This is a genomic window from Saccharibacillus sp. JS10, assembly GCF_024436065.1.
Lineage (GTDB): Bacteria > Bacillota > Bacilli > Paenibacillales > Paenibacillaceae > Saccharibacillus.
This window is the reverse complement of the sequence record NZ_JANFNS010000001.1, coordinates 37,721-56,778: the sequence shown is the minus strand read 5'-3', so window position 1 is coordinate 56,778 and position 19,058 is coordinate 37,721. Positions and strand designations below refer to the sequence as shown.

The following is a 19,058-nucleotide window of genomic DNA, read 5'->3' as shown; positions in this document are numbered from 1 at the left end:
ATTGGCTTTGTATTGCGTTTTTCGTTTTTAGGTTTACCGTGAGTTTACAGAAGGGTTCCAGGCTCGTAAATATGTAGTTTTGGCTCTTTTGGAAATTTTGACAATCTTATCAGAGAAGAAATGTGTTAGAATACATTACAGAATCAATGCTTTTCTTTAAGAATTCGTTGAAAATTTACATTGTGAAGAAACGTTAACGCGAGGTCAAAAAGGTTAAAAGTCAAAAAATACATATCAAATCAGAGGTCAAATTCTACATATTTCCTGACAATCTGGCATTTACGCATCATTTGAATAGGGAAAGGAGAATAAAGATGAAGCCAAGTTATTTCAAATCTAGGCTGTTTCTCAAATATATTTCTTCTTATTTGTTCGTCCTACTTATTCCGTTAATGTGTCTAACGTTCATTTTGTATCACAATACGGCGGCAAACTTACGTGCGCAAATCGAACAATCTCATTTTAATCAATTGACTCAAGCGGAAAATATCGTCGATACCCATCTGCAACAGTTAAACGATATTGCTTCGCGTGCTGCTTACGATCCAAGACTGAGTCGATACCGAGCGCATGATCCTTATTACAGTCTGGAAACGATCGACGCGCTGGGCAATTATAAAGCCGCAAGCCCGATGATTGACGAGATGTTTCTGTATTTCCGCGGTGATCCGCGTATTTATTCCAGTATAGGTATGTATGATTTGGATGTATTCGCCGATAAATACCGCTTCCGCAACTGGAGTTCCAGCGCAATCGAAAGCGATTTAAATGAATCTCGTTACGCAACGATGCGTCCGGCTGATTTAGTCAGCCGTGGATCGACTTTCGAACAATCGACACTGGCTTATTTGGTTCCGATTGTGCCAAATAGCCCGAATCCGCATGGCACATTGATGTATTTTGTCAAAGAATCCACGTTAACCGGGCTGATCGATTCTATCTTGGGCGGGTATGAAGGTTCTTCGTATATTTTTGATGGCGAAGGGCAAGTGCTTGCGGTCAAAAGCAATCAAGATCAAAGTCTGAATACGGAAGCGTTAAGCTCGCTTGTGTCGTTATCGACTGGAACGCATAGTCTCAATATTGAAGGCATTCCCTATTCGGTCGTGTCTGTTCAATCTCAGCTGAATGGATGGGAATACGTGACGTTGATGCCGAGTTCGCAGTTTTTCAGTAGCGTGCTGCATATTCGAAGCTTCATTGTCGCTTTATTTTCGATTGTCGTTTTATTTGGTGCTGTAGGCGCTTGGCTGTTGGCACGGCGGCAATATAGCCCTATTTTTCAATTGTCCGAGTTCGCAAACTCAAAGCCTTCTACTTCGAAAAGTCTGGAACATGAACCCGAAGTCTTTTCGGGCAATGAATTGGATCGAATTCGTTCAGCCCTGCAAACGTATAGCGCAAGAGCCGATTTACAAGAACCTTTTGCGCGTAACCACGTGCTATGGATGCTGCTGCGTCATAGCGGAAATGAACAATTCTCTTCGGATTGGTCGGAGTCTTTCGGGTTACATTTCAAACGGTCACGTTATGTGACGATGTTAATCGGTTCTGGACGTTCAGATGTGACAACGGATGAGACTCGGGATTGGCAATTGATGTTGAATTTGCTATCCGAAGCGGAATATCCAGAATTGCAAACGACTTTATACAGTGTCGAATTGCAAAAGCCCGATCAGATTGCGCTTATTGTCGGCTTTGATCCGATCGAAAATAACGATGAGCGGCAGCAGATGGATCGAATCGCTTATTCGGTGCATGACCATCTTCAAAGCATCGGACGTCTAAATCCAGTGATCGGAATCGGAACAAGTTCGGAAGGAACGCAGCGATTAAGCCAATCATTTATCGAAGCCTGCTCGGCATTCGAATCCCGAACCCATACAGACGAAGCTATTCTGATTTACTTCAGCGATCTTCAAGAAGAATCCGATCAATCGTATTGGGTTCCCAAAAATACATTGCTCAAATTGAGCCAAAGTCTCAAACAAGGCAGTGCAGATGTTGCAGCCGATTCTGTGCTTGAAGCTTTGCAAACCTTGCGTACTCCGGGTTTATCGAGACGTTATATGCGGTGTATCGGATTCGATATCTTGAATACGATCTTGAAGGTAGGTAACGAAGCGAATGTCGACAATCTACAATCCAGTATTCCTCCTCTGGATTCTTTTGCTTCACCCGAAGAACTGGAGCCTTACTTATTGAATATGGTTCATATCCTTTGCGAACAGATGGAGCAAAAAGAAGAATGTGAAGCTCATACTCTAATGGATACGATCGTAGCGTATATCGATGAGCATTATGCGGATCATTCGCTGAGTTTAGAAATGATCTCGCACAAATATTCGATTTCGATGTCTTATTTCAGCCGGTCTTTCAAAGAAAAAGTCGGGACAAACTTTGTTCAATATATTTGGCAAAAGCGTATGGCGGAAGCCATCGTTCAATTGACAACGACAGACGAACCGCTCAAAGAAATTATTGGGCGTATCGGTTATCAAGATGCGCCAAACTTTATACGCAAATTCAAAAAAGAAACCGGTCATACACCCGGACAATATCGAAAACTGTTTGCCGACTCGCAAAAAGGTGTATGAAAAGAGTAAGAGAAATTACGTAGGTACGAGCATCATTTGAATAAGGTGCTACGTTCGTAGTATTCTTGAAGTAAGGTGATCGTAAGTACTTATCGTGGTTTGAAGGAGGAATTATGATGAAAAATCTTATGCCTGTTCGCAAAACATTATTAGCTTTGTCCGCTGCAAGCGTAGTCGCTATAGGCTCGATCGGTGCGGCGACTTCTCTGACGTTACCATCGGCTTCCGCAGCTCAAACGCCTACTGCTTCGGATACAGCAATGGCGCAAAAAAAATTAAATACCTTTTACAAGCCTGCTTTAAAAGGTGAATTCCCTGGCAACCCTGCTGGATTTGTTGTTGGCAAGACAACTCGCACCGAAGTAATCGAAAAATTTGGCTCACCTGATGTGACCCGTTCTTCGGTCAACGGCTATGACAGCTACACTGCCGACATGGGTAATCCCGGTTATGCGATGGCTTATACCCCATCCGGCGTACTGAAAGAAATTCGTTATTTTGGTACGAACGTTGAGCGGCAAACCAATATTGGCGGGATGACAATCGCTATGGTGAAAAAAAATTGGTACGCGCCAACGTCGACATCAACGATTAAAAATGGCAATACGACGCAAACTAAATTAACCTATAAACGCGGTAACTATAAAATCGAATTTATTTTCAACAACTCACTCGATCTGTCCCATATCAATTTGCTTAAAGGCTAAAAAAAGACCGTGTACAGGCTGGCGACAGCTTGCACACGGTCTTTTTATTTGTTTTCTAGTGGATCTCTTCTTCGAACAATTCGCATAACTCGTCGATCAATGAGCCGACATAACCGACAGCGCTAGAAATCGTAGCGGCATCCGACATATCAACGCCTGCCATCTGAGCTAATTCCAGCGGTGTTTTCGAACCGCCGGCTTTGAGCGTTTCTAACCAACGATCGATTGCCGGTTGACCTTCTTCGCGGATTTTTTGCATCATCGCAGTCGATAACGTTAATCCTGCCGAATACGTATAAGGATACAGTCCCATGTAGTAATGAGGCTGTCTCATCCATGTCAGCTTCGCGTCTTCCGTCAACTCCATCGTATCGCCCCAGAACGAAGTCAAGACCTCCCCTTTTAATTCGCTCAAGACTTTAGCCGTAATCGCTTGATCGTCCATCGCAAGTGCATATACGCGGCGCTGCAATTCGCCTTCTAACAAATGCGTGACAAAGTTATGATAGTACGTATTCAGCAGCTGCATAATAACCCAGCGGCGTAGACGCTTATCATCCGAACGCGAACGCAGATGTTCAGCAAGCAGCAATTCGTTCATCGTCGAAGGTGCTTCGATAAAGTAAAGCGACGGACGCGAATTCGTCATTCGCTGATAACGAGCTCCCAACATGAGGTGACCGGCGTGACCCACTTCGTGCGCCAGTGTAAATGCTCCACGCATATTGTCTGACCACGACATCAAAATATACGAGTGCATACCGTAGATCGAAGCGCAAAAAGCTCCTGTGGATTTGCCGATATTGCTGGCATAGTCGATCCATCTTTGCGTGAACGCAGCTTCAACGATTTCGCTGTATTCTTTGCCCAGTACGCTCAGCGAATCTTGTACGATCTTGCAAGCTTCTTCATAGGTAATCGAAGGGCTGTATTCGGGATCTAGCGGTGCTTTCAAATCGCAAAAATACATCGTATCCAGACCTAACACTTTTTTCTTCAGTTCTGCGTACTTGCGCATATGTGGAGCTAATTCCGTCTGAATGGTATCCAAGATCGCGCTATACATGTCTTCCGTCACTTGTTGGGGACCTAGCAGCATTTCTGTGACCGAGTCGTAATGACGAACACGAGACATCACCACTTGACGTTTGACTTCGGCTGCATAGGCTTCTGCGAAGGTATTGCGATAAGCATGTAAACCTTTGCTAAACGAAGCGAACGAACTGCGACGCAGATCGGTATCCGCATTCATTTCGTAATCGGTTTCGTAAGAAGCGAAAGACACCGGATAATGACGTCCATTGACCTCTACACTTTCAAAAGTCATATCTGCGAGCTTACCACGCAAGTATGTACGATAAGGCGCTCCATGAACTTCCGACAACGAAGCCAATACTTTTTCCGTTTCCGGAGATAGGCGATGTTGTTTTTGTTCCAGCAGCTTGGTTAAGCTGCGTTCAAAATCGGCGAGTTCAGGTTCTTCTTGTAAATAACGTTCAATCGTGCCGTCTGGCAAACTCAAAATTTCGGATTCGATAAACGTCAATTCCGAAGACAATTTGGTCAAAGCATCGCCCGATTTTGCCGAACGCGCTTGATTTTCCGGGTTTGTCCCGTCTTCGGTCTGGCGTAAATGTGCATAAGCCCCGACCTTGTACGCATTTTCCATCAATTTTTCTTGTGCATGTAGACATTTCAACAGGGCTTTTGAACTTTGCCCCAAACGACCTTGAAATACGGTAACTTCATGCACACTGTCCAGTACCTGCTGCAACGCATCGTTCCATTCTTTTTCGCTCAAAAATAAATGCTCCAGATTCCAAGTCGAAGATTCCGGAACTTCTGCGCGCGTTAACATCTTGTCACTCATTTGTCGCCACTCCTCTTCATCAAATAAGGCGCAAGCTTCGGGTCAGCAACAATCCTGATCCGACGATGCTTGCGCCTATACATGAGTTGTCTATTTTGCAAATCTGCTTCTTTATTCTATCGTTTAATTTTCAACGTTGCAAAAATGCCAGAGCAGGTAAGGTTTGGAATGTGCTTTTCTTTACGGTTCTAGCCCCAAAACTTTTTTTCCATTTTGATACAATACGACTTTTTGTGACTCTGCAAATTTCGATTGACCGAGTTTGTAGGAGTAATCTTGACGCTCGTCAAATTCGCTCCAATCCGCTCGGTGAATTCGTGATTGGATTTCTCCGCTTTCACCTTTTGCCGGAATGGCTCCTGCGTCTGATGTAAACGAAAGTTCAACGTACTGGATTGTTGGATCAGACTTCGTTTTGCCAAAACTTGCTTTGACATGGGAAGCACCGATCTGTGCCCAGTCGCAAAAATATTGCAGCGCCGCCCCATCTTTCTGATTGAAATAATAACGGATTTTGAGATTTTTCAAATCAATTGACTGGCTTCCGTTATTGCGGATATTGAATACCGGACGTCTTGCATTGTCAGAATGATTATTGTCCAAGTTGCGATAAAGCAACGTGAGATCACCCACAGTTGTAGAAGGAGCGGATGGCTTCGCCGGAGCAGGATTAGGCTTTGATGGCTTCGGACTTTGTACAGGCGGCTTTGTACTCGGCGCGGCACTGCTTGTTGACCCTGCTAACATCTGCTGACGCACAAACTTACCGGACGCACTAAGCTGCGCTTGTGTCCAACCTCCATTCACACTTGCTCCCGGAGCCAAAGCCGCTGAAGCTTCTTGCTTATCCGCAAGCGACCAATTCGTCCAACTGATTTTGCGAGTATTCATAAATGTTGTCCATTGCAGGGCTTCAGTCAGATAAGGCCCTCCGTTACCCGAAGCATCGCTCGTTCCCCATTCACTTACGAATACCGCCAAGCCTTTTGCCATCGCCGCGTCAATTCGATCCCGTAACCAAGCTCCATGTGTACCTGCATAAAAATGAACCGCGTACAGTACATTTTTATCGGTCAATGGTGAAGCGGCGGCATCATGAATATCTTGACTCCATGTTCCGGTACCTACGATAATCAGATTTTTAGGGTCTTCTTTACGGATCGTAGCAATCACATCTTGAGCATAAGGCTTAATCTGCTGACTCCAATTTACGTTGCCATTCGGTTCGTTCGCAATCTCATAGATGACATTCGGTGTGTTTTTGTATAATTGCGCCATTTCTTTGAAAAAAGCTTTCGCTTCTTTTTTGTGGGTATTTGGATCGCCATCGGATAAAATATGCCAATCGATAATGACATACACGCCTAAATCTACCGCATCGTCGACGGCTTGCTTCATTTTATTTTTCAAAGAAGGATTAGACAAATAACCGCCGGATTCCGTGTACATTGCGATCCGAAATACATTCATTCCCCAATCATCGCGAAGCCACTTCATGCTATTTTTATTGACGTAATCTCCGTACCACTGAATCCCGTGCGAACTCATTCCTTTGAGCTGAACAGGCTTTCCGTGCTGATCGGTTAATTGACCTTTCACAATCGATAACTGTCCATGTTTGTCGACAAAACTTTGGGTCTTACTGCTGGATGCTTCTTTGGCAGACGCAGACCCGCTAGTCCCTATGCAAGCTGCAAGCAAAATTGTGATTAGACACATCAATACTATGCTTTTGCTTGTTTTCCATGAGCAATTGTCCATATCATCCCTCCGTGAATTTGTCGTCTTTTAAAAAATACCATATAACTGGTAAAAACACTACAAAAAAGCCCGACCCCTATAGGGATCGGACAATAGATTGGATGATTGCGCTATACGTGTTTCTTCTATATAAATACATGATTATTCTGCGAGTTCGGTTCCTTTGGTTTCTTTGCCCAAAAATGCGACAGCTGCCGCTCCAATTAAGATCATCACACAGAACATTGCGAATATGCTTGTAATCGCTACGCCTTGCGAAATCAACCAGCCGACCAGGAACGGAGCGATGATTCCGCCAATCCGTCCAAACGATGCGGCAAGCCCTGCTCCCGTAGTGCGGATACTTGTCGGATAATGCTCCGGCGTATACGCGTATAACCCGCCCCAAGCGCCCAGATTGAAAAAGGAAAGGCAGATGCCGGCGGCGATCAAAGTCGCTGTCGTGTCGGCAAGACCGAACCAGATCGCACTTGCTGCGGTCAGTACGAGATACACCACAAGAACGAATTTACGCCCGAACTTTTCGATAAAGTAAGCAGCCGTAAAGTAACCCGGAAGCTGTGCCAATGTCATGATCAGCACATATTCAAAACTTTTCGTTAAACTATAGTCTTTGTAGACCATGACTTGAGGGAGCCACAAAAACATTCCGTAATACGAAAAGACAACGGTAAACCATAAAATCCATAACATGATCGACGTTTTGCGATACTCCGGCGCCCAGACTTGAGCGAACCGTTGTTTTAGACTGATACGTTCGGCTTTCGTTTTCTTTTTTTGTTGTAAAATAAAGCGCGGTGAATCGTCGATTTTTCTGCGTAAGTATAGGGCATAAAACGCAGGTAATGCACCTAGTGCAAATGCGATCCGCCAACCATTATCAAAATTCGGAATGATGAAGTATGCGATCAGTGCAGCTACGATCCAGCCGCCTGCCCAGAAACTTTCTAGCAAGACCACCGTTCGGCCGCGTTCGTTGGCGGGCACCGATTCGGATACTAACGTGGAAGCGACTGGCAGTTCTCCGCCTAAGCCGAATCCCGACACAAACCGTAAGATACATAGCATGATAAAACCCGTTGCGACAGCGGACAGTCCGCTTGCCAGCGAAAAGATCAATAAGGTCCAAAGCAGGACCGACTTACGTCCAAAACGATCTGCCATAATGCCGGCGCATGCAGCACCTACTGCCATACCGACCGAGTTGATTGCAGCTAACAAACCCAACTGCTGGGGTCCGAGCGACCATTCAACGGCAAGCGCAGCGGCGACAAACGAAATCAACGCCACATCCATTGCATCGAACAACCAACTCATGCCTACGCTCGTAAGCAAACTTCTTCGTTTCGGCTTGCTAAGTACCTTTACCTGTTCCATTCTTTTTCTCCCCATTTCCTCTTGGTGGGCGCGGCCTCGGAGCGATTACGTAGATGAACCACGTGCTCCTATCCGAGACTAGCCACAAAAAAGAACCGGTTATCTCCATCGACTTTGTGAAAAATTACTCAATGAAGACAAACCTGAACTTCCTTTGGCACGCGCCGGGATCTCTTTCGAGTCTGTTTCACAGTCTATCCTGTCTTGCTTCACATGTAAAGAAAAATTACGCGAAAATCAAAAACGTTTTTCAAACCCGGGATCGGGATTGAAAAACGTTTTTGATCACATCCATGATCATTGGTGATTTTCGGCATAACCAAGCCTATGCGTACGCTTACACTTTACGACGAATCAGTGAAGAAGCCAATACAATCCCTGCACCTGCATAAAGAACTGCTTGAACATAATCCGGATACAAAATCGATCGGATTCCCGCCGCTTCGAATACAGCGACCAGCAATGCGCAACCTGCAATTTTGACTTTGGATGACACCATGAATATTCGCCTCCAGCTAGTTCGGCTCCCCGGTTATAAAAGCGTTCTCATGCTTTAGATTCAGGATTTGCCGTAGACACGTTAATAAGTATAGCCTGACTATATAAGAAATTGCATACGTTGTAAACACCATTTTTCCAAACAAAAACTCCGGTCGGAAAACCTTCCGCCGGAGTCTATCATTTACAAATTTTATGGAATGTATTGTTGTACGATTTTGACGATCACGCCGTCTTTTACCGTGATATGGTAAGGGAATGCACTCAGGTCAAGCAATCCAAGCGGATTGTTATATTGCGCATCGAACTTGCTTGTTGTGATTGGCTCATTCCATTGAATGTCCATATCTTCGTAGTTGCCAGTACGATCGTAGATTTGCATCAATACTTCAGCATCAGCTGCAACTGGAAGTTTCACTTCAGTCAAGTCATTGTTGACGATGTAATAACCGTCTGGTGCTCCGCCCAGTTCTTCAGCTGCATCCGGGTTTTCTTCCAAAAAGAGCTTATCAGCCGCTGCGCCTGTGTACCAACCGATGCGATCTGTTTCCAATTGAAGCTTGCCGTCTTGTTCTTTTTGAACCGAGTTAATAAATACTGTATAGGTTTGTTCCGTCGTTGTAGGAGTCGTTTGTTCTGCGGGAGCAGCTTCTGCCTGAGTCAGAACGTTCGATGTTGGAAAGTATCCAAATCCGATCATAAAAGCTAAAATTCCTGTACCGATCATTCCGAGTGTTGTTTTTTTCATAGTTGCTCTCCCCTTTCAGAAGTTCCTGAATTTGCAAGTTGTCGGTAAGTGTTATTACCCGAAGGCTTGCTTGCGGAAACTTTTTTTGCAAATTTCCTTCTTGTTTTCATTATAGGACCTGGTATCAAAAAAAGAGTGTCGATTTGATCAAAAAGTTCTTACAATATCGACTCTTTTGGAACAAAATCATGACAGTTTGAAAACAAAAAGCAACAAAAAAAGAAGCGGCGCATATAGAGCCACTTCTTGATCTGATTTCTTGAACTCAGCTTTATTTGAACACTTTCACGCGTTCCTCAACAGGTTGTACTGCTTTTTCTCCGGCAGGCGCAAGCGGTTGACCGAAAGGCATTTGCGCTCTTAGTTTCCAGCTTGCCGGCAAGTTCCAAGCCTCTTGTACCCCTGCGTCGATCAGCGGATTGTAGTGCTGCAAAGTAGCGCCCAGACCTTCGTCGTGCAAAGCTGTCCAGACTACAAGTTGCAGCATACCTGATGATTGATCTGCCCAGATCGGGAAGTTATCCGCGTATAAAGCAAATTGGTTTTGCAAGTTTTTCACGATGTCTTGATCTTCGAAAAAGAGAACCGTGCCATAACCGCTTTTGAACGAATTAATTTTATCGGTTGTCGCTGCAAAAGCTTCTTCCGAAGCTGCGACTTTTTTCAATTCAGCTAATGTAAGATCCCAGACTTTATCATGCTGATCTCCAAACAGAACGACAGCACGGGAAGTTTGAGAATTGAACGAAGTTGGTGTGAATTTCACTGCTTCTTCTACAATTTCTTGGATTCTTTCTTCACTTACCGAAACGTCTTTGCCAATACCATAGATCGAACGTCTAGATTTCAGAGCCTCAAAAAATGCTTTTGCCACAGTAAAAATCCTCCTTAGTCAATTACAAAAGTATTTTAATAACTTTTCGTAATAAACTATATATCAGTTCATTTAGCAAGTCAACTAATAAGGAAGATTTCCGCTATAGCGACATATCCCAAGGCAGTCTTTGCCACAAACTACGGGCATCGGTTAGCAGTTGCGAGACACAATCCACATAAGGTTTTGCAGCTTCTGCCGAAGGCTGGTTTGTCCAAATCTGTCTTCCTGCCAAATACGCAATACCGAACTCGCTCCATCCGGTGTATAACGTTTGGCAACGTTTGGCAGCTTTCATCGCACGTTCAATAGCAAGTTCTTCCGTCATCCATCCTGCCGAATACGCGGCTTTGCAGATAAAAACGTACTGTCCCAAATCCCAAGCGGCAATGCCGGATGGCGGCAGCTTGCCGCTATACATCTGTACCAGCCGAGCATGATTGAACAGAGCCGTATTTCCGTTTAGCCGTTCGAAATAAGCTTCTCGGTTGCGAAAAGATAAAGTGTTCAAAAAAGCTTCTGTTTTGTGATACGAAGCTTGGGCTCCTTCCGCCCACAAAAAATTCAAATGCTTATCAAGCGACTCCTCATCATGGATCGACCATGTATGGGAAAGTAGCTTCCGCAATTCTTCTTTGCGAGACGAATGCCAAGCAAACCCTGTTTCTTCCCACAATCCATTCATCCGAAAAAGTACAGCACCTAGAGCAAATGAGCGCAAAGATCTAGGTTCCAGCTCTAACGATTCGATAACGCTCAGCTCCTTTTTTTAAAATCCATGAATATCGGGCAATGGTTCTCCTTGAGGTTCCGGCATTTGTGGATCAGACTCAATCGGCGGTAACTCAACTTCGCGTAAACGACGCAATAATTTCCATTTCCGGGAATGACGCTGCTTCAACACTTCTGAGATTTCAAGTAGAGCCGCATCATGCGGATAGATTTCAAGCGCTTGCGCCAACACTTTTTCCGCTTGCTCGTATTTTCCTATTGCCGCATAACAACGCACCAAATACTCGGCTACTTCTTGATGAAGACCCACTTTACTCGCCGCTTCCAAAAATTGAAGGGCTTGCTCGTATTGCGCCATCCGCATCAAAATATACCCGCCATAGAGCAATACCAATGTATCTTGTGCTTTTGGCTCAACTTGCTCTGTATAATAAACGATCGCGGATTCCGCTTCTTTCCATTGACCCGCTTCAACGCGTAATCGAATCCGTTGAAGATGCGCCCAACCTCGCTGCGGATAATGTTGGACAAGTCGATCCAACTCAACGCTGGCTTCTTGCACACGATGAAGCTTCAATAACATTTCTGCTGTCAGACGAAGTGGAAGATACTCATTGGCTGCGATATGTGCAGAACGCCGATAACGTTCCAACGCTTCTTCATACCGCTGGGACATCCGATACAGATCGCCTTCCACAATAAGCCCATAATACTCTTCAGGTCGCTCTTCGTTGTAAGCAGCTGCCACTTCAGTCGCGAGTTGCAGATCGCCTGAGCGAAAATGAGCTTCGGCAATAAGCAATTGAACGGCTTGTGGAAATCCACGTTCTTGCGCTTCGCCGAAATACTCTAACGCGTGCGGATAATCTCCGATACGCAAAAAACAATAACCTGCGCGGAACCAAGCTTCATTAAGCCCACGGTCGTACTGAATCACGCGCAGATAATCAAGCAGCGCTTCTGGATATTGCCGCAGCGAATAAAAACAATCTCCCCGCGCTGAATGGTAATACCAGTTGGAAGATAGATTCAGCGCATGATTAAAGAAAAGAAGCGCTTCTTCGTATTTGCCTTCCATTCGTAACGATTCCCCAAACCGATACAAAGCTTCTGGATCAGAAGGTTGCAACTTCAATACACGTGTGAGGTCGCTTCGCGCTTCTTCATAACGTGCAAGCGCGATTCGAATAAGCCCGCGAAGTTTGAGAATATCGGCTTGTTTCGAAGGTTCCGATTCAGTCTGAGCTATCGCTTGATGCAGACGTTGCTCACTTTCCGCATAACGCTCCATTTTTCCGAATGCTTTTCCAAGCAAGAAATTTAGCTCTGCATATAACGGATGTTGATTCTCGGCTTCAAGCAACAAGTCTACGCATTCCCCAGGTCGGCCTGTATCCAAATACAACTCGGCTAATTTTTGAATCTGCTCAAGCGGATCGCTTTCACTCTGGGTGGTCTCTGCGGCTAAGCGGTTATTCAAGTTCAATAGCCTAATTTGCGCATCTAAATCTTCCGGGTAATACGCACACAAATTTTCATAGATGGCTTTGGCTTCCCACGGCTGATCCAGCGCTTCTTGGCAAGCTGCTATACCGCTCAGTGCATGGATACTTCCAGGCAACGACGTCAATACCGAAGTATAATCCGCCAAAGCTTGCTCCCAACGTTGAGAGCGAAACTGTGCTTCAGCTCGCATCAATAAAGCTTCAGGTTCTTCCGGTTCGTCCTCAATCCATTCCTGCAACACTTGAAGCGCAGACTCCAGTTGATTTTTCCGCATATAAAATACCGCAATCAGACGCAGGCAGTCCGGTTCCCGATTGTGAAGAAGCGCAGCGCCTTTGAGTGCTTTTTCGGCAAGTTCTAGATCATCGACCGCCAGCGCATAATGAGCTTGTTCGCGAAATTGTAAAAAAGCATCGTAATCATAAGGTTCGTCTGTCCACAATCGATCATATCGCAGTTCCCAAAACGTCGAAAAACGTTCCATAAATAAAGTGATTTGCGCTTGATCGTAACTTTCTGCCAATTTGCGTTCTCGGATCATCCATTCAAAATGTCGATCTAATTGATGCAACACTTGTTGAGGAACAAAAGGATGTTTTAACAAAAATCCAAACAACGCGTCGCCTATCCGTTCTCTCGTCTCGATCGGCCAAAATAGTTCGTCGTCAAGCAACGACTGCCATTCTTCCGGATCGACACGGCTCGTAATATCGGCATATAGTTCTTCGCAACGTTGTAAAAAGATACGGATTGGCGATTCTTCTCCCGGCGTAGCCGCCGCTGGAGCGGGATCTCTCAGCTGTTCAAGTTCGTCTTGGTTAAGCAGCGGAACAGATTCGCCTTGCTGGAGTAATTTAGCTTCTTCCAGTGCTGCTTCATAAGCGCTCCGCACCAGTTGAAAATTTTCCGGGTCTTCTTCGGGATGATGTTCTTTCAAACGACGCGCATAGGCGCGCTTAATCGCTTTGATTTCCGATGTGGGTTCAATGCCCAATGTCGCCCAAATATTCATATCAATCCTCCGGCTGCTTTTCCGCCAATTCCAGCAATTCTTTTAACATTCCTGCTTCTTTGCGGATTTCTCGCTCGTCTTGGCGTCCCAATGCCGATTCGAACCGTCTCAAAGCTCCCGCAATCCGAGGGCGCACGCTACCCAACGATTCTTCGTAGATCCGGTCGCCGCGAGCGAGTAGCAATCGATTTTCCGCTTTGTCGCGCGGGTGGATTTTAATCGCTTCCAATTCGAGAAAACGACTTTCCACTTCTTCGAGCGTCATTCCGCTTGCATCTTCACGAATCAGCAGTCGGTGGGTTTCGCTGGTCGATAACGTCGTCGCTTCCACTTCAAGAATACCGTTAATATCATACGTAAAACGTAAATCTACCGCTTCTTCGCCCGCTTTGCTTGCCGGAACCGGAATCTCCAATTGTCCAAGCTTGATATTGTTACGAACTAAGCGGTTTTCACCTTGATAAATTTCGATCCGGATCGCTTTCTGATCGTCGCTTACCGTAAAGAACCGTTCGACGCGGCTTGCCGGTATCACCGTATGACGTTCAATAATCGGGAAAAAGTGTCCGTTATCGTAGCCACCTGAACTATTTTTCACCGTAACCATCGTCCCAAGCGTATACGGGCATACATCAGTCAATACGACTTCTTTAAGTTCCTCGCGGCGTTCTTTCATCGCGGCTACGATGCCTGCTCCGATCGCGATCGTTTCGTCTGGATGAATCCGTGCAGCCGGAAAACGTCCGAATAACCGAGCCGCAAACGAATAAATCAGCGGCATACGCGTAGCGCCTCCGACCAGAATGATTTCATTTAATTCTTTTGGGCTGAGCGCAGCGTCTTTGAGTGCACGTTCAACCGGATGCCGCAAGCGGTTCAGAAGGGGCTTCGATAAATGGTCGAATAGACCGCGATCAATGATCCATTCATGCGTTGTTCCATCAACGGTGCATGAAAGCTTGGCGTCTTGCTGCATCGTTAACAATCGTTTGCCTTGCTCGACTTGCTTGCGTAGCGCTGCCATCGTTCGATTATCCAGACCGTCCCGATCTAATTCGAAGCGTTCCAAAAAACGATCAATCAATAGATCTGTAAAATCTTCTCCGCCCAAGAAAGCATCGCCGGCAACTGATTTGACCTCCATCACGCCTTCAAACATATCTAAAATCGAGACGTCGAACGTTCCTCCGCCAAGATCGAATACAAGAAATTGACTTTCTTCTTGTTCCAAATGCAGCCCGTATGCCACGGCAGCAGCCGTAGGTTCGTTAATCAATCGCTCCACGCGAAGCCCTGCCAGTTCTCCCGCACGCTTCGTCGCTTTGCGCTGAATGTCGTTGAAATAAGCGGGAACACTGATCACAGCTTCTTCGACAGGCTCGCCTAAAAAAGCTTCTGCATCTGCTTTTAGCGAACGCAATACAAAAGCCGATAAATCTTCCGCAGAAAATTCATGTTCGCCCAATTGATAGCGTCGATCTGTTCCTATGTATCTTTTGAAAAGCGCAGCTGTGCGCTCTGGATGTGTAATGAGACGCTCCCTTGCAATCTCACCAATCAACATTTGACCATTATCGTCTACACCAACAACCGAAGGCGTTAGTACATTTCCGAGTGCGTTCGGAATCAATGTGCTGCCTTCTTCTGTTCGATACGATGCTAAACTGTTTGTTGTTCCTAAATCGATCCCGATAATCGGCATGATGTTCACCTCGTACTTCGGTTTAATTTTAAGAAAATCTATAACCATTCGATATTAGCTTATACTTTATATACGGCACATTTGTGCGTTTCGTTGAGGTTAAAATCAAGATCGATAAAATCAAAAAAGAAAAGCCTCCCATGATACCCGGAAGGCTTTCCCAAAATCGGTAACTGCTTGGTTGTACGTCGTAAGGTGTGTATAAAGGTTGGTCCGATTTTTGTAAAACCGCCCGGTTGGCGGTACATCCGCAATTTCCGAATAATTCTTAGGAATTTTGAGCCAAACGTACCAACAGATGCGCCAGCTTATGACGCTGATCTTCGTCGCCAACTTTCCACAGCTCTTGCAACAGCTTTTCTTCGCTATTGCGCGGCTCTTCGTGAGAAGCCAGGTAACCGGCTACTTTTTCTGCAACTTTAGCGAGTTGTTCTTCGCCAAGCCCGATGCTTTCGCCGATTTTGATACGGTTATGCAAATACTTTTTGAATTCTTCGAAATCTTGTAAAATTTTATCCTTTTTATCGTCGCTAATGCGATCGATCGTTTGCTCTACCTTATCGGTATGCAATTCTCCGTCTTTTGTTACTGCGTGCTGTTGTTCTTTGATGTTGTCGCTCATGGTTAGTTCTCCTCTCGGGTGTGGGTTTCTCTAAGCGGATCTAACGGCATTGCTTCAAAGCTTCAAGCACCTGCTGCACTATTATTAACCTCTCTGGCGAATATGAACCTGAACATTTTAGCTTTTATGAATTTTGCGCAATTTTTTGTGTATCCAGATAGCTGCTTGCGTTCCTTCTCCCATTGCAATCGTCGAGAGTTCGGAGTGCAGCCCAATATCTCCGGCTACCCATACGCCGTCTACATCTGTCATTTTGCTTCGAGGGTCTGTTTTGATATGACGGTTGCTCTCCAACGTCACCCCAAGTTGCTGCGCCAATTCTGTCCGCACATGATTTCCGCCAAAAGCAATAAAACCTTTTTCCGCTTCAATCACTTGCCCATCTTCCAGCACAACCGATTGAATATCCCGATGCTCGTCTGAACGTACTTCGATTACTTTTTGTTCTTCGTATCGAATTCCTTTTTCACGCAAATGCTCCAACAATTTAGGTTCGATCGGTTGTTGTTCATGATTGATATAGGTTACATGCGGCGTACGTTCAGCAAGCAATACAGCCATACCCGAACCATGCTCACCTGAGCCGATCAGTACCGTTTTGCGGTCTACAATCTCGTAACCGTCGCAATCCGGGCAAATATAAATGCTATAGCCCAGCGCATGACGCAACCCTTCGATTTCCGGATACCGATCCAGCAACCCCGTTGCAATCAATACCGTATGCGTAATTAAGCGTGTACCGTCGCCTGTTGTCAGCACAAAACGTTCACCGTCTCTTGAAGCTTCCGTTACAGTCGCTTCCATAAATTCGATGCCTAGCGTCTCGGCTTGCTTTCTTCCGACTTGGCGCAGATGTTCACCTGTTACGCCTTCTTCCCAGCCAATAATATTGTGATACGTATGACAAACGGAAGATCGACCATGCCCGGAGTCGACGACGAGAACATTGTGCGTACTATAACGTCCGAGTTGGATCGCAGCTTGCGTACCCGCGATTCCTCCTCCAATAATGATACAATCGTACACCATAACAAAAGGCTCCTCTCCGATATGCAAACCTAGAAGTCAGTCTTTACTTATGACTGCAATATTGCTTGCTTTTAACCAGTTGGTTTCAAAAGTATATAAACCAAATCGAAGCTTTTGAACGTTTATTTGACATGCAGTGCAGTTGTTCATACAATTTGTGTAGCTTCTATTCTTATTTCATCTTTTGCATATTTAATGATTGCTTATATAGGTTGATTTCCATATTGAAAGGGGTTGTTGGTTTTCCCGAACCGAATAATCATGCCCCAAAACGTTTCTCGGAAAACGAAAAACGGGGGCCATTTCTTTTTTACTTTATTGTTGACGGTCGTCCTGTGTTTATCGCCTGCTATTTTAAAAGATATTGATCCGATTGATTTGGATGAAGCGCTCGATAATTACAACAGCGCAGATATCGGAGTCGGTCTTTTACCTTCCGGTTTATCGTCAGTGATCTGGGTACCGGATGAAATTCCGCTTCAATCTGATCCGATGCCGCCCGATCCTTTGTTTTTCCAGCTGCATAGTTTTGTATGGTTGATTGGCTGGGTCGTCTGGCTTCATTTGAAAAGAATGTTACTGATGCCGCTCAAGTTTCTCTCGAATTACGTGCATAAAAATCGCTTTTCCTTAAGTTAAAAAAGCGTTTTATACACGAAGGGAGAATTTTTACATCATGGGAGTTACGATTGTTACCAATCTTACGTTGGTTGCTCTACTTATTGCCGCAACCGCTTATTTCGTTATTACGGAGTTTGCTATTATTCGAGTCCGCGCAAGTCGGATCGATCAGTTAATTTTGGAAGGCAACAAACGCGCAGTGAAAGCCAAACAAGTCATTACTAACCTGGACGGATCGTTGTCCGCTTGTCAGTTGGGAATTACGATCACCGCACTCGGACTCGGCTCGCTCGGCGAACCGACGATGGAGCTACTGCTTCATCCGGTATTCGAAGCGATTCCGGCGATTCCAGTCGCAGTAGCTTCCGTGCTGTCTTATGTGTTGGCATTCGTAGTCATCACGTATCTGCATGTGGTCGTCGGCGAACTTTTCCCAAAAACAGTCGCGATTCAAAAGTCGGAAGCCGTAACATTAGCGGTATCGGGATCACTGCTTGTTTTTTATAAAGTGATGTATCCTTTCATTTGGTTATTGAACGGTTCAGCGAATCAGATCGGACGATTGATCGGAATGAAACCTGCCAGCGAGCATGGCGAAGCTTTTTCCGAAGAAGAATTGCGATTGATTTTGAATGAAAGTTATGAGAGCGGCAAAATCAATCAAAGCGAACTGGGTTATGTGAACCGAATTTTTGCTTTCGATGAATTACTCGCCAACGAAATTATGGTTCCACGTACCGATATGGCATGCTTGTATGTCGACAAATCCCGTGAAGACAATCGCCGGATCATTGTACAAGAACAGTACACACGCTTCCCGGTTGCTGATTCGAGTAAAGACAATATTGTCGGGATGATCAACACGAAGCAATACTTTTTGGCGTTGGAAGACAATCCGGATTTGGATGTTGCTTCGCTTGTACATCCGGTGATGTCCGTATCGGAAAGTATGGCAGTCAAAGACTTGCTCAAAAAGATGCAACGGGAAAATACGCATCTAGCGATCTTGGTTGACGAATATGGCGGCACATCCGGTATGGTAACGATTGAAGATATTTTGGAAGAAATCGTTGGGGATATTCGCGACGAATTCGACGAAGCGGAAGAAGCCGAGTTGGTTCAAATGTCCGAAAACGATCTGGTCGTAGACGGAAAAGTATTTATTCATCGCATTAACGAATTGTTGACGATCGATTTGGATGACGAAGAGTTGAATACGATTGGCGGTTGGTTATACGGGCATAAGCCTGATCTGACCGTCGGACAAAAATGGACGTATGAAAATCTTGAATTTACGGTACTTCGCCGTGGTCCACGTCGTTACCGCAAACTTGAAATTGTCAGACATCCGGTAGTGGCAGATGAGAATTTGGAACAAAATGCTTTGCATGAAGAAGTGTGA

Annotated in this window: 15 protein-coding genes; 4 read left to right on the top strand and 11 right to left on the bottom strand. The window is 45.2% G+C overall.

Translation table 11 applies throughout. The annotated features are described in order from the left end of the window. The first annotated feature begins 314 nt into the window (after window positions 1-314). Both NOM90_RS00260 and NOM90_RS00255 read left to right on the top strand, forming a co-directional pair. Entirely contained in the window at window positions 315-2,597 is a 2,283-nt protein-coding gene (locus tag NOM90_RS00260; RefSeq protein ID WP_255939113.1) for an AraC family transcriptional regulator, read from the top strand. Between the two features lie 113 nt (window positions 2,598-2,710). Continuing rightward, the gene (locus tag NOM90_RS00255) at window positions 2,711-3,304 is read left to right on the top strand and encodes a YjgB family protein (RefSeq protein WP_255939111.1); all 594 of its coding nucleotides are present in this window, start codon (window positions 2,711-2,713) and stop codon (window positions 3,302-3,304) included. Window positions 3,305-3,359: 55 nt separating this feature from the next. Here the strand turns inward: NOM90_RS00255 and pepF are convergent, their stop codons facing one another. From pepF to NOM90_RS00200, 11 genes are all read right to left on the bottom strand, one after another. Next, window positions 3,360-5,174: an oligoendopeptidase F gene (gene pepF / locus NOM90_RS00250; protein WP_255939109.1), complete on the bottom strand. Its 1,815-nt coding sequence runs from the start codon at window positions 5,172-5,174 to the stop codon at window positions 3,360-3,362. Between the two features lie 180 nt (window positions 5,175-5,354). Further along, window positions 5,355-6,935 carry a cellulase family glycosylhydrolase gene (locus tag NOM90_RS00245; RefSeq protein ID WP_255939107.1) on the bottom strand — a complete coding sequence of 527 codons (1,581 nt, stop codon included), beginning with the start codon at window positions 6,933-6,935 and terminating at the stop codon, window positions 5,355-5,357. Window positions 6,936-7,076: 141 nt separating this feature from the next. Then, the gene (locus NOM90_RS00240; protein ID WP_255939106.1) at window positions 7,077-8,312 is read right to left on the bottom strand and encodes an MFS transporter; all 1,236 of its coding nucleotides are present in this window, start codon (window positions 8,310-8,312) and stop codon (window positions 7,077-7,079) included. 337 nt (window positions 8,313-8,649) lie between these two features. Next, window positions 8,650-8,811 (bottom strand): hypothetical protein, encoded by a 162-nt coding sequence (locus tag NOM90_RS00235; protein WP_255939105.1) that lies wholly within the window; start codon window positions 8,809-8,811, stop codon window positions 8,650-8,652. A gap of 192 nt (window positions 8,812-9,003) precedes the next feature. After that, window positions 9,004-9,558 carry a hypothetical protein gene (locus NOM90_RS00230; protein ID WP_255939104.1) on the bottom strand — a complete coding sequence of 185 codons (555 nt, stop codon included), beginning with the start codon at window positions 9,556-9,558 and terminating at the stop codon, window positions 9,004-9,006. Between the two features lie 271 nt (window positions 9,559-9,829). After that, the gene (locus tag NOM90_RS00225; RefSeq protein WP_255939103.1) at window positions 9,830-10,432 is read right to left on the bottom strand and encodes a nitroreductase family protein; all 603 of its coding nucleotides are present in this window, start codon (window positions 10,430-10,432) and stop codon (window positions 9,830-9,832) included. 103 nt (window positions 10,433-10,535) lie between these two features. Then, window positions 10,536-11,117, bottom strand: coding sequence for a DUF1266 domain-containing protein (locus NOM90_RS00220; protein WP_255939101.1), 582 nt, complete (start codon window positions 11,115-11,117; stop codon window positions 10,536-10,538). Between the two features lie 84 nt (window positions 11,118-11,201). Then, on the bottom strand, window positions 11,202-13,682 hold the full coding sequence (locus tag NOM90_RS00215; RefSeq protein WP_255939098.1) for a J domain-containing protein: 2,481 nt from the start codon (window positions 13,680-13,682) through the stop codon (window positions 11,202-11,204). A gap of 1 nt (window position 13,683) precedes the next feature. Then, on the bottom strand, window positions 13,684-15,384 hold the full coding sequence (locus tag NOM90_RS00210; protein ID WP_255939097.1) for a molecular chaperone HscC: 1,701 nt from the start codon (window positions 15,382-15,384) through the stop codon (window positions 13,684-13,686). A 268-nt stretch (window positions 15,385-15,652) separates the two neighbouring features. Beyond that, window positions 15,653-16,006, bottom strand: a complete 354-nt coding sequence (locus NOM90_RS00205; RefSeq protein WP_305120883.1) for a DUF3243 domain-containing protein — start codon at window positions 16,004-16,006, stop codon at window positions 15,653-15,655. A gap of 117 nt (window positions 16,007-16,123) precedes the next feature. Continuing rightward, the gene (locus tag NOM90_RS00200; RefSeq protein WP_255939096.1) at window positions 16,124-17,035 is read right to left on the bottom strand and encodes an NAD(P)/FAD-dependent oxidoreductase; all 912 of its coding nucleotides are present in this window, start codon (window positions 17,033-17,035) and stop codon (window positions 16,124-16,126) included. A gap of 261 nt (window positions 17,036-17,296) precedes the next feature. Here NOM90_RS00200 and NOM90_RS00195 point away from each other — a divergent pair, with 261 nt between their 5' ends. Next, window positions 17,297-17,674 carry a hypothetical protein gene (locus tag NOM90_RS00195; protein ID WP_255939094.1) on the top strand — a complete coding sequence of 126 codons (378 nt, stop codon included), beginning with the start codon at window positions 17,297-17,299 and terminating at the stop codon, window positions 17,672-17,674. Window positions 17,675-17,711: 37 nt separating this feature from the next. Beyond that, window positions 17,712-19,058 (top strand): hemolysin family protein, encoded by a 1,347-nt coding sequence (locus NOM90_RS00190; RefSeq protein ID WP_255939091.1) that lies wholly within the window; start codon window positions 17,712-17,714, stop codon window positions 19,056-19,058.

What these genes read in the sequence shown, in the direction of transcription:
- NOM90_RS00260 (WP_255939113.1), top strand. Translation starts at nt 315, where the DNA reads ATGAAGCCAAGTTATTTCAAATCTAGGCTGTTTCTCAAATATATTTCT.
- NOM90_RS00255 (WP_255939111.1), top strand. Translation starts at nt 2,711, where the DNA reads ATGATGAAAAATCTTATGCCTGTTCGCAAAACATTATTAGCTTTGTCC.
- pepF (WP_255939109.1), bottom strand. Translation starts at nt 5,174, where the DNA reads ATGAGTGACAAGATGTTAACGCGCGCAGAAGTTCCGGAATCTTCGACT.
- NOM90_RS00245 (WP_255939107.1), bottom strand. Translation starts at nt 6,935, where the DNA reads ATGGACAATTGCTCATGGAAAACAAGCAAAAGCATAGTATTGATGTGT.
- NOM90_RS00240 (WP_255939106.1), bottom strand. Translation starts at nt 8,312, where the DNA reads ATGGAACAGGTAAAGGTACTTAGCAAGCCGAAACGAAGAAGTTTGCTT.
- NOM90_RS00235 (WP_255939105.1), bottom strand. Translation starts at nt 8,811, where the DNA reads ATGGTGTCATCCAAAGTCAAAATTGCAGGTTGCGCATTGCTGGTCGCT.
- NOM90_RS00230 (WP_255939104.1), bottom strand. Translation starts at nt 9,558, where the DNA reads ATGAAAAAAACAACACTCGGAATGATCGGTACAGGAATTTTAGCTTTT.
- NOM90_RS00220 (WP_255939101.1), bottom strand. Translation starts at nt 11,117, where the DNA reads ATGAATGGATTGTGGGAAGAAACAGGGTTTGCTTGGCATTCGTCTCGC.
- NOM90_RS00215 (WP_255939098.1), bottom strand. Translation starts at nt 13,682, where the DNA reads ATGAATATTTGGGCGACATTGGGCATTGAACCCACATCGGAAATCAAA.
- NOM90_RS00210 (WP_255939097.1), bottom strand. Translation starts at nt 15,384, where the DNA reads ATGCCGATTATCGGGATCGATTTAGGAACAACAAACAGTTTAGCATCG.
- NOM90_RS00205 (WP_305120883.1), bottom strand. Translation starts at nt 16,006, where the DNA reads ATGAGCGACAACATCAAAGAACAACAGCACGCAGTAACAAAAGACGGA.
- NOM90_RS00200 (WP_255939096.1), bottom strand. Translation starts at nt 17,035, where the DNA reads ATGGTGTACGATTGTATCATTATTGGAGGAGGAATCGCGGGTACGCAA.
- NOM90_RS00195 (WP_255939094.1), top strand. Translation starts at nt 17,297, where the DNA reads ATGCCCCAAAACGTTTCTCGGAAAACGAAAAACGGGGGCCATTTCTTT.
- NOM90_RS00190 (WP_255939091.1), top strand. Translation starts at nt 17,712, where the DNA reads ATGGGAGTTACGATTGTTACCAATCTTACGTTGGTTGCTCTACTTATT.